Origin of the sequence: Campylobacter sp. RKI_CA19_01116 (assembly GCF_025771405.1) — a bacterium.
Lineage (GTDB): Bacteria > Campylobacterota > Campylobacteria > Campylobacterales > Campylobacteraceae > Campylobacter_D.
In genome coordinates, this window is record NZ_JAKMQF010000001.1 from 255,636 (window position 1) to 269,688 (window position 14,053).

The 14,053-nt window shown below is 29.7% G+C and carries 11 protein-coding genes; 7 read left to right on the top strand and 4 right to left on the bottom strand.

Annotated features, from left to right (window positions below; translation table 11 throughout):
- Positions 1–78 precede the first annotated feature (78 nt).
- The 4 genes from L8U41_RS01365 to L8U41_RS01380 form a co-directional block, all read right to left on the bottom strand.
- Positions 79–453 carry an HIT family protein gene (locus tag L8U41_RS01365; protein ID WP_263727597.1) on the bottom strand — a complete coding sequence of 125 codons (375 nt, stop codon included), beginning with the start codon at positions 451–453 and terminating at the stop codon, positions 79–81.
- A gap of 42 nt (positions 454–495) precedes the next feature.
- A complete protein-coding gene (gene fumC / locus L8U41_RS01370) occupies positions 496–1,887 on the bottom strand; it encodes a class II fumarate hydratase (RefSeq protein WP_263727598.1) in 1,392 nt (463 codons plus the stop codon).
- A 128-nt stretch (positions 1,888–2,015) separates the two neighbouring features.
- Positions 2,016–3,815, bottom strand: coding sequence for a glutamine--fructose-6-phosphate transaminase (isomerizing) (gene glmS / locus L8U41_RS01375; RefSeq protein ID WP_263727599.1), 1,800 nt, complete (start codon positions 3,813–3,815; stop codon positions 2,016–2,018).
- 3 nt (positions 3,816–3,818) lie between these two features.
- A complete protein-coding gene (locus L8U41_RS01380; RefSeq protein ID WP_263727609.1) occupies positions 3,819–6,173 on the bottom strand; it encodes a nucleotidyltransferase in 2,355 nt (784 codons plus the stop codon).
- Positions 6,174–6,288: 115 nt separating this feature from the next.
- On the opposite strand from L8U41_RS01380, the gene mqnE reads away from it, so the two are divergent.
- The 7 genes from mqnE to L8U41_RS01415 all read left to right on the top strand — a co-directional run bounded on the left by mqnE (position 6,289) and on the right by L8U41_RS01415 (position 14,028).
- Positions 6,289–7,353 carry an aminofutalosine synthase MqnE gene (gene mqnE / locus L8U41_RS01385; protein ID WP_257933294.1) on the top strand — a complete coding sequence of 355 codons (1,065 nt, stop codon included), beginning with the start codon at positions 6,289–6,291 and terminating at the stop codon, positions 7,351–7,353.
- An 8-nt stretch (positions 7,354–7,361) separates the two neighbouring features.
- Entirely contained in the window at positions 7,362–8,678 is a 1,317-nt protein-coding gene (locus L8U41_RS01390) for an NCS2 family permease (RefSeq protein WP_263702464.1), read from the top strand.
- Between the two features lie 9 nt (positions 8,679–8,687).
- On the top strand, positions 8,688–9,128 hold the full coding sequence (locus L8U41_RS01395; protein ID WP_263727600.1) for a phosphoribosyltransferase: 441 nt from the start codon (positions 8,688–8,690) through the stop codon (positions 9,126–9,128).
- A gap of 63 nt (positions 9,129–9,191) precedes the next feature.
- Positions 9,192–11,591: a molybdopterin guanine dinucleotide-containing S/N-oxide reductase gene (locus tag L8U41_RS01400; RefSeq protein WP_263727601.1), complete on the top strand. Its 2,400-nt coding sequence runs from the start codon at positions 9,192–9,194 to the stop codon at positions 11,589–11,591.
- Positions 11,592–11,593: 2 nt separating this feature from the next.
- Positions 11,594–12,127 (top strand): hypothetical protein, encoded by a 534-nt coding sequence (locus L8U41_RS01405; protein ID WP_263663848.1) that lies wholly within the window; start codon positions 11,594–11,596, stop codon positions 12,125–12,127.
- Between the two features lie 6 nt (positions 12,128–12,133).
- Complete coding sequence (locus L8U41_RS01410; protein ID WP_263727602.1) at positions 12,134–13,291, top strand: hypothetical protein; 1,158 nt, start codon at positions 12,134–12,136, stop codon at positions 13,289–13,291.
- Positions 13,288–14,028: a Tfp pilus assembly protein FimT/FimU gene (locus L8U41_RS01415; protein WP_263727603.1), complete on the top strand. Its 741-nt coding sequence runs from the start codon at positions 13,288–13,290 to the stop codon at positions 14,026–14,028. The genes L8U41_RS01410 and L8U41_RS01415 overlap by 4 nt, the downstream gene beginning before the upstream one ends.
- The last annotated feature ends 25 nt before the right edge of the window (positions 14,029–14,053 follow it).

Here is a 14,053-nt window from a genome sequence, read left to right on the forward strand (position 1 = left end):
AAAAACCAAAAACATAAATAAAAAATAACTCCAAGTGGATGATTCAATAAAGCTAGATAGCTAGAATTAATAAATTTTTTAAACATGAATATTTTTTATTTTGTTAAGTAAAATTGATATAAATCCTTCAAAGTCAGGTAAATTTAAATCCTTAATTTCTCTTTGCTGTTTTCCCCACATGCATTCAGGAAAAAACCCATCTTCTTTAAAACGTGCCATAACATGAAAATGCACTCTTGGTACATAGTTTGCAAAGGAAGCTATGTTGATTTTTTCTGGGTTATAGTACTCTCTAAGGCTTAATTCACAAGCTAAAACATATTGAAAAAGCATATTTTGTAAAAAGGCTGGACAATCACTTAATTCTCTGTAATTTTCTTTAGTAAAAATTTTCACCCAAGGAATTTGAGAATTTTCTTTTTCTATAAATAAAAAATCATTTTCATAAATCATATTAACTCTTAAGAAAAGACTAGGATATTCCTAGTCTTTTGATTATTTTTTTGGTCCTATCATTTTTGTAGGATCTACAAATTTAGCAAAGTCTTCTTCGCTTACCAAACCAAGTTCCATAGCACTTTCTTTTAAGGAAATACCTTTTTTGTGAGCATTTTTTGCTACTTTAGCTGCATTTTCATAGCCAATGTGTGGGTTTAATGCAGTCACTAGCATTAAAGAATTATGTAAATTATGATCTATTTTTTCTTTATTTGGTTCTATACCAATAGCACAATGGATATTAAATGAATGCATAGCATCAGCTAATAAATCAAGGCTTTGTAAAAAATTATAAATAATCACAGGTTTAAAAACATTAAGCTCGAAATTTCCTTGGCTTGCTGCAAAACCAATAGCTGCATCATTTCCCATAACTTGCACTGCAACCATAGTTAAAGCCTCACATTGAGTAGGATTAACCTTACCTGGCATGATAGAACTTCCTGGTTCGTTTTCAGGTATGTTTAACTCTCCAAGACCACATCTAGGACCACTTGCTAACCATCTAATATCATTTGCTATTTTCATTAAATTTGCAGCTAAGCCTTTCATAGCTCCATGAGTAAAATTAATTGCATCATGGCTTGTTAGTGCATGGAATTTATTTGGACTTGAAACAAATTTAGTACCTAAAAGCTTGCTTAATTCCTCGCTTACTTTTTCACTAAGTTCTGGATGAGCATTTAATCCTGTGCCAACAGCTGTCCCACCTATTGCAAGCTCTCTTAATGTAGGTAAAGAAGCGATGATTTGCTCTTTTGAGTGAAGTAACATAGAAAGGTATCCACTAAATTCTTGAGCTAGGGTAAGTGGTGTAGCATCTTGAAGGTGAGTTCTTCCTATTTTAATAATCCCTTCAAATTCTTTTACTTTCTTTTCAAAAGTCGCAATAAGCTCATCTAAAGCAGGGATAAGTTTTTTTTCTACTTGTTCTACTGAAACTATGCTCATAGCAGTTGGAAAGGTATCGTTTGAGCTTTGGCTCATATTTACATGATCATTAGGATGAACAAGTTTTTCTTTTCTAAAATCACCACCCATAATTTCAGTAGCACGATTTGCTATAACTTCGTTCATATTCATATTACTTTGAGTGCCTGAACCTGTTTGCCATATTGCTAGTGGGAAATTATCGTCAAATTTTCCTGCTACGATTTCATCGCAAGCTTGCACAATAGCATCTTTTTTAGCATCGTCTAATTTGCCAAGTTTGTTATTAACTAAAGCCAAAGATTTTTTAAGATTTGCAAAAGCATAAATTAAAACTTTTGGCATTTTTTCACAACCAATTTTAAAATTTTCAAAACTTCTTTCAGTTTGTGCACCCCAATATTTATCATTAGGAACTTTAATCTCTCCCATAGTATCGTGTTCGATTCTATATTCCATGGCTTTTCCTTGTAATAAAATAAGATATGATATTTAAACCAAATAAACCCTAAAGTTTGCTTATAATTTAAGAAGTATTTATAAAATTTTTTAAAAAAGTGTAGTTTTTTCAAAACTACACAAAATATTTATTCTACGGTAACACTTTTTGCTAAATTTCTTGGCATATCTACATCATTACCAAGTCTTATAGAAACTTCTAAAGCAAGAAGCTGTAAGATCACCATCATTTCAAAAAATTCACACATATAGTGTTCTTGTTTTGAAGTTCTTATAAAATCATCGCTTAAATCAAAATCAAGTGGAGAAATAGCAAGTAGGGTAGAATCCCTTGCAGCTAATTCTTCTACATTTGATTTGGTTTTTTCATAAAGACAATTTTGCGGCATTAGTGCAACGGTAAAAAGCTCGCTATCTGCTAGAGCAATAGGCCCATGTTTCATTTCACCTGCTGGATAGCCTTCAGCATGTAAGTATGAAATTTCTTTTAATTTTAAAGCCCCTTCTAAAGCTAATGGATAAAATACATCTCTTCCTATAAAGAAAAAGCCGTGGCCATGCAGGTATCTTTTTGAAATTCTGTGTACTTTTTCATGCAAGTTTTGTTCAACTTTAACTATACTTGGCAAGCTTCTTAGAGCTTTGATTTCTTTACTCATATCTAAATTTGCTTTTTGTGCAAGATAGATTGCAAGCATCCATAAAGTTGCTACTTGAGTGGCAAAAGCTTTAGTTGAAGCCACACCTTTTTCAATGCCCGCTCTAGTAAGTAATGATATATCAGCTAAACGCACGATATTAGAATTATCCACATTACATATTGCTAAAGTTTTAACTCCTTGTGCTTTTGCTATTTTTAAAGCTTCAAGTGTATCAGCCGTTTCACCGCTTTGAGAGATTACTATAAAAAGAGTATTTTTGCCTATAATGGCTTCTCTGTATCTAAATTCACTTGCTACTTCAACTTTAGTTTTAATCTTTGCAAGTCTTTCAAGCAAATAAGCCCCACTTAATGCTGCATGATAGCTTGTGCCACAAGCACAAAGTGTTATTTCATCTATGTTTTGCAAAAGAGTTTCATCTATATCTTCAAAAACAATCTGCTCACCTTGTAAGCGTCCCATTAAAACTTCGCCTAAAACTCTACTTTGCTCATAAATTTCTTTTTCCATAAAAAATCTATAACCATCTTTTTGAGCATAACTTTTATCTTGACTTAAAGCTACAAAAGCAGGTTGTATGCAAGCTTGATCATGGCAAATTTTGCATTCGTTTAAATTCACATATCCATAATCCCCATCTTCAAGATAAGCTACTTTATCCACTAAAGAAACTAAAGGTGCATCACTTGATGCAAAATAATATTCATTTTCATCGCCATTTTTTCCGATGATGAGTGGCACAGCATTTTTAGCAAAATAAATTGTATTCGGATCTTTTTTACTTACAAGCAAGATTGCAAAAGCACCTTTTAATTCAGCTATAGTCTTTTTGAAAGCTTCAAATGGTTCTAAATTACTTGCATAGTATTCAAATAAATGTACAATAACTTCAGTGTCAGTTTGACTTAGAAAATTAACACCTTCTTGTGTGAGTTTTGTTTTTAATTCTTGGTAATTTTCTATGATTCCATTATGTATTACGCAAGAGTATTGTCCTAAATGTGGATGAGCATTTATTTCAGTTGGTTTTCCATGAGTTGCCCAACGCGTATGGCCTATAGCAAGTCCAAAGCCATCACTATTAAAATTAGCAGTTTTATTGGCTAAATTTTCTAATTTTCCAACCGCTTTAAAAAAGTCTAACTCTCCATCTTTCATTACTGCTATGCCAGCGCTATCATAACCTCTATACTCAAGCTCTTTTAAGCCTTCTAATATGATTTTTTTCTTTTCTTTGGTCCCTATATATCCTACTATTCCACACATCTTTTACTCGCTTATTAGTGATTTAAGAATTTGATCTTTATGATCTTGCAAGCTTTCATTTTTATGCAAAATCAAAACATTTCGCGTTCTTTCTTTTATGGTTTGAATTTTTGCTGCGCTTAAGATAATATCATATCTTGCAAGCACATCCATCACATAAGCCATTAAACCTTTTTGATCTTTTGTGTTTAAGGTTATTTTGGCATAGCTTTTGGAATAATTCATATCTAATTTTAATTCATCTTTTTTAATGTTTGGTTTTTTTGCCTTTTTTTGTACTTTTAAATGTAATTTAGAATTTAGTAAATTTTCTAAACTTTGTTTTTGAGTATCGCTTACTATATCTGAATATTCAAATTTCAAATAAACTTTTTCATCAAATAATTCAAAGAAACTCATAAAGATTAAATTTAAAGAACTTAAAGTATTGAGTATATTTTCAAGATTGTTTTTTCTATTCATTATAAGCTCTAGGGTAAAATTATCTTGATTATCAAGCCAAAAAGTAAAATTTTCTTTTTGTGTAATTTGCGTTATTTTAATGATTTTTTCAAAACTATTTTTTATAAAAAATAAATTGGATTTAATATGAGTAATATTATTTTGAGTTTGTTCATCAAGATCTAAAAAAGCCTTACTTCTTTTTAGGGTTTGTTCTTTTTTTACTCTTCTTTGGCTCTCATCAATTAAATTCTCATCCTCAAAGCCTTCTAATGCATTTTGAAATAATCTTTCTAAACTTTTATAATAAAAATGATTTTCTATACCCAAAGCCTTAGCATTGCAAAAAGATAAAAGATGTAAGGTTTTTAAGGTATTTATATCATTTAATTTGGAAATAAAATTTAAAACAATAGTAGAATTATAAATATCTTCTTTTTCTATAATGTCTTTAAAAGCATTAAAATTTTTATATAATCTTAAGCCAAAATCTAAAAGCTCATTATCAACTTGGAATTTTCCTACATAAGCTCTGTAAATATTTGCTAAAGAAATTTCATTTTCTTCATGAATAGCACTTAAAAGTATGGTGAGTTTTATTATTAAAAGTGTATTTTCATCAAAGCTATAATCTTTTTCTTCAAAGTATTTTAAGCAAAGTAATGCTCTATCTAATGCGCTATAAACACCTTCTTCTTCAAGTAAGAATTTGCTTTGAGTAAGAGGTTTGCAAAAATCTTTTAAAATATTAGCATCAGCAAGAAGTTTTAAAAGAGCAAAAGAATGCTTTCTTTCTAAAATTTTCTTGAATAATTCTAAATTTTCATCTTTGTTTTCTGCTCTTTTTAATGCAAAAATGAGTTTGATATCAAAATTATAATCTTTATCATCTAATTTTAAAAGTTGATTTAATATCAAGTTTAGGTTTTCACTTTTGTTAGAATAAGTAAAAAAGCTATCTTGTGTTTCATAAAGTTCATTATCTTTATAGTGTTTTTCTTGGATGCACCTTGCTAAAAATTGCGTATAAATTCCACAAGTTTGCATACATTGCATAGCTTTTTGAATAAGTATGGATTTAAGATCTAAATTTTTCTTTTCTTTTTTTTGCATTAAGTTAGCAAGTTCTTGTGAATTTTGTATTAAAAATAAATTAGTGTTTTTACCTTCTAAAAGATTCATTGCACATTTAAGTGAAAATAAAAAATCACTTGCAAGTTTAAATTCGCTTAATTCTTTTTCGTTGATAAAATTAAGCATATAATTTTTAGGAGAATCTTTAAATAATATACTTAAATTTTCTATATCAAGCTGCTCATCTAAACCACCAAAATTTTTATTAATATCAAATTCTTGCTTGATTAAAGGTTGATGATAAGGGTTAAATTCTTGTAAGATTTTTAAAGCAAATTCTTCTTTTAATTCATCTTGAGCTTGAGAAATTTTTTCTTTGATTTGTTTGAATAAAATTTTAGATCCACAAATATAACGATATTGTAAAATATTTTGTTTTAGTTCATTTTTAGCTATATTATAAAGTCCATTTATTTCACAAATTTGATAATTGATATTTAAATTAATATCATTTAATGAAGTAATAAATGCTTTTATTAAAGGCTTGATATTATAAGCTTTTATATCTTTATAAATAAGTAATAAATCAACATTTTCTTTTATACTTAAATTCATTTTAGCATATTGTTTAATAGCGATAATACAAAAAGGGAATTTATCATTATGCGGAAAATAATCATCAAAAAAATCATTCAAAACAAGCTCGTAAACATCTTCTATAAAACGATCAATTTCTTTAGAATGGTAAAAACTAAACGAGCCTTGTTTTAAAAAAAGTCTAGAGCAATAAGCTTCATAATCTTTTAAAGAATTTTTTAATTTTTGAATTTTTTGTATATCCATAACTTGATAATAATCCTTATTTAATTTTACTAGTATCATACCAAAAATACTTTGTATTAAATTTTAAGTAAGTTAAAATTATAATTGTAATTTAAATTTAAAAAATGGTAAGAACATGCAAACAATTATAGAAAAACTAGAAAATCAAGAAAGATTAAATGAAGAAGAAGCTAACAAGCTTTGGGATTTAGAGCTTTTTACTTTAGGCAAATACGCACAAAGAATTCGAACTAATTTGCATGGTAAAAAGGTTTATTTTAATATCAATCGCCATATTAATCCTACAAATATATGTGCAGATACTTGTAAATTTTGTGCTTTTTCAGCACACAGGAAAAATCCTAATCCTTATACTATGTCGCACGAAGAGATAATGAAAATAGTTGATGAAACAGTTTTAAGAGATACAAAAGAAATTCATATCGTTTCAGCACATAATAAAAACACTTCATGGCAGTGGTATTTGGAAATTTTTAAAATGATTAAAGAAAAATATCCATTTTTACATATTAAAGCCTTAACTGCTGCTGAGATTGATTTTTTAAGCAGGGCTTTTAATATGAGCTATGAAGAAGTGATAGAAAAAATGCTTGAATATGGCGTTGATTCTATGCCAGGTGGCGGGGCTGAAATTTTTGATGAGGAAGTTAGAAAAAAAATTTGTCATGGTAAAGTAAGTAGTGAAAATTGGTTAAAAATTCATAAACTTTGGCATGAAAAAGGCAGACAAAGTAACGCCACAATGCTTTTTGGGCATATAGAAAGTAGAGAAAATAGAATTAATCATATGATAAGATTGAGAAATCTTCAAGATCAAACTGGTGGTTTTAATGCTTTTATTCCTTTGGTTTGGCAACAAGATAATAGTTTTATTACAGGTAAAAAACCGCTTGGCTCGGTAGAAATTTTAAAAACCTTAGCTATAGCAAGGATAGTGCTTGATAATATTAAAAATATTAAAGCTTATTGGGCAACTATGGGTATAAATTTAGCTATGGTAGCTCAAGATTTTGGTGCAAATGATTTAGATGGTACTATAGAAAAAGAAAGCATACAAAGTGCAGGTGGCGCAAAAAGTTCAAATGGCTTGAGTTTAAAAACTTTTATAGAAATGATTCAAAGCTCAGGCTATATAGCAATAGAACGAGATAGTTTGTATAATGAATTAAAAACTTATTAAGGATAAAAATGGATTTTTTTAAACTTAAAGAACATAATAGTGATGTAAAAACTGAAATTTATGCAGGTATTGCTACTTTTTTAGCAATGATTTATATTATACCGGTTAATGCAAATATTATGAGTAATTCAGGTATGCCACTAGAAGCTTTAATTGTCGCAACTGCTTTAGTAACTATTATAGCTACTACTTTTAGTGCTTTTTTCTCTAATACTCCTGTGGCTATGAGTGTGGGTATGGGGCTAAATGCGTATTTTACTTTTAGTGTGTGTAATACCTATCAAATTCCTTGGCAAAGTGCTTTGGGAGCTGTGTTTTTATCGGGTATTGTTTTTACTTTATTATCTTTTACTAATTTTAGAATTTGGGTGATAAAAAGCATACCAAATGATTTAAGAAAAGCCATATCAGCAGGTATTGGAACCTTTATAGCCTTTATGGGACTTGTGCAAATGGGGATTATCACCAAAAGCGAAGCAACCTTAGTAGGTTTGGGCGATTTTTCAAGCACTAAAGTGCTTTTTGGATTGTTTGGCTTGTTTTTGGTTTTTGTTTTTTGGGCTTGGAGGATTAAAGCTGCGTTTATTTTAGCTGTTTTTGTAAGTGCTTTGTGTGCTTGGATTTTTGGTATTGATGGAGCTAAATTTCCTGAGCAACTTTTATCTTTACCAGTTATTAGTGGAGATAATGGTTTAAGTACTATATTTGGTAAGCTTGATATTAAAGGAGCTTTAGAGCTTAGCATGATTCCTATAGTACTTACTTTTTTTGTTACTCAGCTTTTTGATAGTGTGGGTACAATCACAGGTGTAGGCTCAAGAGGAAAAATCTTTGATGATCCAAAGCAAGGTGAGAAAAAATTAGGTAAAACCTTGGGCGCTGATGCGGCAAGTTCGGCTATGGGGGCGGTTGTTGGAACTTCTACTGTAACTGCTTTTGTGGAAAGCTCAGCAGGGGTAGAAGCAGGAGGTAGGACAGGACTTACAGCTTTAGTTACTGCTATATGTTTTGTTTTTACTTTATTTTTACTGCCAGTATTTAAAGCCATTCCTGCAAATTCTATTTATCCTATTTTGGTGCTTGTTGGTGTTTTAATGTTTATGGAAGTTGCAAATATTAATTTTAAAGATAAAGCTATAGCAGTAAGTGCGTTTTTTATTATCATCATGATGCCACTGACTTACTCTATTACTACAGGTTTTGCTTTTGGATTTATTGCGTATTTATTTATGCGTATCATGCAAAAAGAATTTGATAAAATTAATCTTGGTATTATTGTATTAAGTGCGATTTCATTGCTAGTATTTTTATTACAATTTTTATAGGAAGTGATTATGTATTATTATGCTTATGAAGAATTTCAAAAAGAAATTATCCCTTTTACACGCAAAATTAAGGAAGAATTTAATCCTGATGTGTTACTTGCCATTGCAAGAGGTGGTATGACTTTGGGTCATTTTTTAGCAGAAGGTATGGGTAATAGAAACTTATTTTCTTTAAATTCCATTCATTATGAAGATACCCAAAAGTTAGATACGATTAAAATTTTTAATATCCCTGATCTTAGTTCATATAAAAAAGTTCTTTTGATAGATGATATTATAGATAGTGGTGAAACTATGATAGAAATCAAAAGAGTTTTAATGGAAAAATATCCTCATTTAGAACTCAAAGTAGCAAGTGTTTTTTATAAACCTTCAGCATTATTAATCCCTGAGTTTTATATAAAAGAAGCTAAAGAGTGGATTGACTTTTTTTGGAGTATTAAAATTTAGCTTTAAATCAAATACAAATGCTATAATATATATTGACTTTATTTTGTTAAGAAAGGATGTCTTATGAGTTTAACAAGAAGAAAATTTCTAAAAGGACTTGCTGCTACTTCAGCGATTGCTTCGGTTAATCCTTTAATAGCTGCAAGCGAGGGAACTAAATTTTATGATACTAAAAAAATTCCTCACGCTACTCACTTTGGTGCTTTTTGGGCTGAAGTAAATTCAGAGGGAAAACTTGTAAAAGTTACACCACAACAATCTGACAAACATCCTTCTATTATCACTGATGCTATCATTGATAGAACTTATTCAGATACTAGGGTAAAGTATCCTTGTGTTAGAAAAAGTTTTTTAGAAGGTAAAAAAAGACCTAAATTAAGAGGTAAAGAGCCTTTTGTAAGAGTAAGCTGGGAAAAAGCTTTAGAGCTTGTATTGCAAAAATTAAAAGAAACTCCTATTGAAAATTTATTTAATGCAAGTTATGGTGCTTGGGGGCATGTAGGTTTATTGCACAATTGTAACTCAGTAGCAGGAAGATTTTTTAATACAGCTTTAGGTGGTCACATCGGCACTGATGGAGAGTATAGTAATGGAGCTGCTGGTAAGGTTAATGCTAGTATAGTAGGGGATTTAGAAGTTTATTCTTTACAAACTTCTCATGAGGTTATTTTAGAAAATACCCAAGTTTATGTTTTATGGGGAGCTGATCTTTATAAATGTAATCAAATTGACTTTAAAGTTGCAAATCGTGGTAATGATGAGTATTATAAAAAATACAGCAAATCAAATATCAAATTTATTACTATTGATCCTCAATACACTCAAACAGCAGAAATTTTAAATGCCCAGTGGATTAAAATTCGTCCAAATACCGATGTAGCTTTTATGCTTGGTATGATGAATTATTTATATAAAAGTGGAAAATACGATAAAAAATTCATTGAAAAATATACTGATGGTTTTGACAAATTCTTACCTTATTTACTTGGAAAAACTGATGGTATTGATAAAACTCCAGCTTGGGCTGCAAATATTACCGGTGTTGAAGAAAAAGTTATTACCGCATTAGCAGATACTTTTGTGAAAAATAGAACTTTCTTAGCAGGTAACTGGGCTATGCAAAGAGCGCACCATGGCGAACAAGCTGATTGGACTTTAATGGTTTTAGCTTCTATGATAGGTCAAGTGGGTTTACCTGGTGGTGGATTTGGTTTTTCAATGCACTATTCAGGTGGCGGACAAGCATTTTCAGGTGTAAGATTACCAGTAGGTTTACCGCAAGGTAAAAATAATCTTGATACTAATATCCCTGCAAGTAGAATTTCAGAAGCAATATTAAATCCAGGCAAAACAGTTAAGTTTAAAGGTAAAGAAATTACCTATCCAAAAATCAAACTTATGTATGTAGTAGGTGCTTCTGTATTGGGTCATCATCCGGACACAAATGAGCTTATCAAAGCTTTAAGAACTCTTGATACGCTAATCGTACATGAGCCTTGGTGGACTCCTATGGCAAAAATGGCTGATATTGTATTGCCTTCAACTACAACTTTAGAAAGAGATGATATTAGTTTTGGTGGTTCTTATTCTCAAGATTATGTTTATGCTATGAAAAAAGTAATTGAGCCTTATTTTGAAAGTAGAAATGACTATGATATTTTTGAAGAATTAGCAAAAAGAATAGGTGAAAGAGAGCATAAAAAATTTACAGGTAATAAAACAAAACAACAATGGCTTGAAGGTTTTTATGGCAGAAGTGATTGTCCTTATTATATGGAATTTGCTGATTTTTGGAAACAAGGATTTATTCATTTTGAAGCTCCAAAAGAAGCTTATAATTTCGTAAGACACTCTGAATTTAGAGCCGATCCTATAGCAAATAAACTTGCAACAGAAAGTGGAAAAATTCAAATTTATTCATCAAAATTTGAAAAATATAACTTGGAAGACTTTAAAGCACATCCAACTTGGTTTGAACCAGCTGAGTGGTTAGGTAATGAAAAATTAGTTAAAAAATATCCTTTCCATTTGTTAAGCCCACACCCAAGATATAGAGTGCATTCTCAGCTTGATAATACTTGGGTAAGAGATTTGTATAAAATTCAAGGTAGAGAGCCTGTGGTGATTAATACAAATGATGCTAAAAAACTTGGTATTACTCATGGGGAAGTTGTAGAAGTATATAATGATCGTGGTTCACTTTTAGCAGGTGCTTTTGTAACAGATAATATTATGGAAGGGGTTATTAGTATTCAAGAGGGTGCTTGGTATGATCCTGAAGATGTAAGCGATAGTAAGCCAAGATGTAATGCAGGTCATGTAAATGTTTTAACAAGCTCAAGACCAACTTCAACTATGGCTCAAGCAACTAGTGTAAATACTTGTCTAGTGGGTATTAAAAAGCTAAAAGAAGTTATAAAACCTTATAACTCAACTACACCACCAGAAATTATAGGAGCTTAATAATGAAGAAGATTATATTAGTATTGACTTTTTTAGCTAGTGCTTTATTTGCTAAAGATATGTTTATTTTTAATGAAAAAGTAGATCTTTTAGATAGTGCTAACAAAAAAGTGGTAGGACAAATTTATGAAGGCTCTAAAGTAGAGCTTATAAAAGAAGAGGGTGAATATTCTTTGATTAAAGTTAAAGGCGAGGTTGTGGAGACAAATCCAAAAAGCCTTGCTTATACTAAAGATGGAATTTATCTTTTACTTACTTTAAATGCTAAAAATGCAAGCAATGAAATGGAATTTTTAGTTAAGAGTAAAGATTTAACTGATCAAGAAATTCTTGCTTGGGATGAGATAGAATTAACTTATTATGATACTTGTACAAGTTGTCACGCAGCACATAAACCAAAAGAACATTTAATGGAAGAATGGGATGCATACTTATCTGCTATGCAAGGGTTTGCAAAAATTACTGATGCAGAAAAAGATAGAATTTTAAGATTTTTACAATCTCACGCAAGTAATGGTCCTGTAAAACTTGACTAATCAAAAATGAAAAGGTATTTGCTAGCCGTTTTATTTTTTGATTTTTGTGCTTTATTGTATGGCATAAGCACTTTATCTATAAGCTACAATGAAGCACAAATTTATTTTTATGATCATAGCTTAATTGCTATGATTGCTAAATTTGGCACTACTCTTTTTGGTCAAAATGACTTTGGATTAAGACTTCCTTTTGTTTTATTGCACTCTTTAAGCTGTATTTTATTATACATTTTAGCTTTAAAATATACCAAAACTTCTTTTGATGCTTTTATTTCTGTGGTGCTTTTTATATTGCTCCCTGGTAGTGTAGCTAGTGCTTTACTTATTAATGAATCAAGTATTGTGATATTTTTTACGCTTTTAATTTTAGTATTATTTGAATACGAGAAAATATTTTTATTTTATGTTTTATTAGTTTTAGTTCTTTTTGTAGATGGAAATTTTGCAATTTTATACTTATCTTTTTTCTTTTTTGCTATTTATAAAAAAGATAAATTGCTTATTATATATTCTTTGATTTTATTTGCTATCGCAATGAGTGTTTATGGATTTGATGCAAGTGGAAAACCTAAGGGGTATTTTTTGGATACTTTGGGTATTTTTGCAGCTTGTTTTTCGCCTTTGATTTTTCTTTATTTTTTTTATGTTGCTTACAGAATTCTTTTACAAGATGATAAGCCACTTTTATGGTTTATTAGTGCAAGTACTTTTGTTTTTTGTTTAATTTTTTCTATAAGACAAAGACTTTTTTTAGAAGATTTTTTACCTTTTTGTGTGGTTTGTACGCCTTTGTTGATTCGCTATTTAATGTCTTCTTATCGCTCAAGAATGCCACAATTACGCCTAAAACATAAAATTTTTATAGAATGTTCTTTGATATTTTTATTATTTTTTTATCTTGGTATTGTTTTTAATCAAAGTTTTTATTATTTATTAAAAGATCCCAAAAAACATTTTGCCTATGATTATCATATAGCCAAAGAATTAGCTCTAAATTTAAAACAACACAACCTCACACATATTGCTATGCAAGATAAAGAACTAGCCTTAAGACTTAAATTTTATGGTATTTCTAAGGGTAAACTAGAGCTTCATTCTAGTAAAAAAGCTAGTAAAATCTATGTTAGTTTAGGTAAGCATAAAGTATATTATTCTATAAAATGAAACAAGCTTTTACTTTAATAGAACTAGTTTTTGTTTGTATAGTATTATCCTTATTATTTTCTATGGCTTATGTTTATTATAAACCTGATTATTTGCGTTTGGGAGCTGAGCAAGTTTTAAATGATATTAAATACACAAGACATTTAGCTTTAATGCAAAATGATTTTAGAGTTAAAGAATTTAACATTGCTAAACGAGAGTGGTTTAAGGCTAAATGGCAACTGTATTTTATACGCTCAAAATCTGCCACTAATAATGAACAAACCTATACCATTTTTTTAGATAAAAACGGCGATGGCAATGCAAACATAGGTAAAAATATGATCAATAAAGACAGAGAAATAGCTGTTGATCTTATCAATCCAGATATATTAATGAACTCAGGTCAAAGTGGAGTGATAAATCAAAATGATTTCAAAGCAAATTTAAAATACAATATAGAAAAAACTTATGGTATATCTAAAGTTTTATTTGAAGGTGCTTGTAAAGGAAGTACGCGTTTAGTTTTCGATGATTATGGTCGTTTATATACGCCTTTGAAAAACGCAACACGTGTTTATGATAAACTTGCTTCTTTTAATAATGATTGTATTATAAGATTATCTAATAATCAAAATGAGCATATATGCATTATTATAAATCCCATTAGTGGCTATGCTTATATCCCTAAATTTTCTTCAAATAAATCACAAAATATTATACTTAATAATAAAAACACCTACTGTCATGCCTTATAAGATATATTGATGTTGTATCACCCTG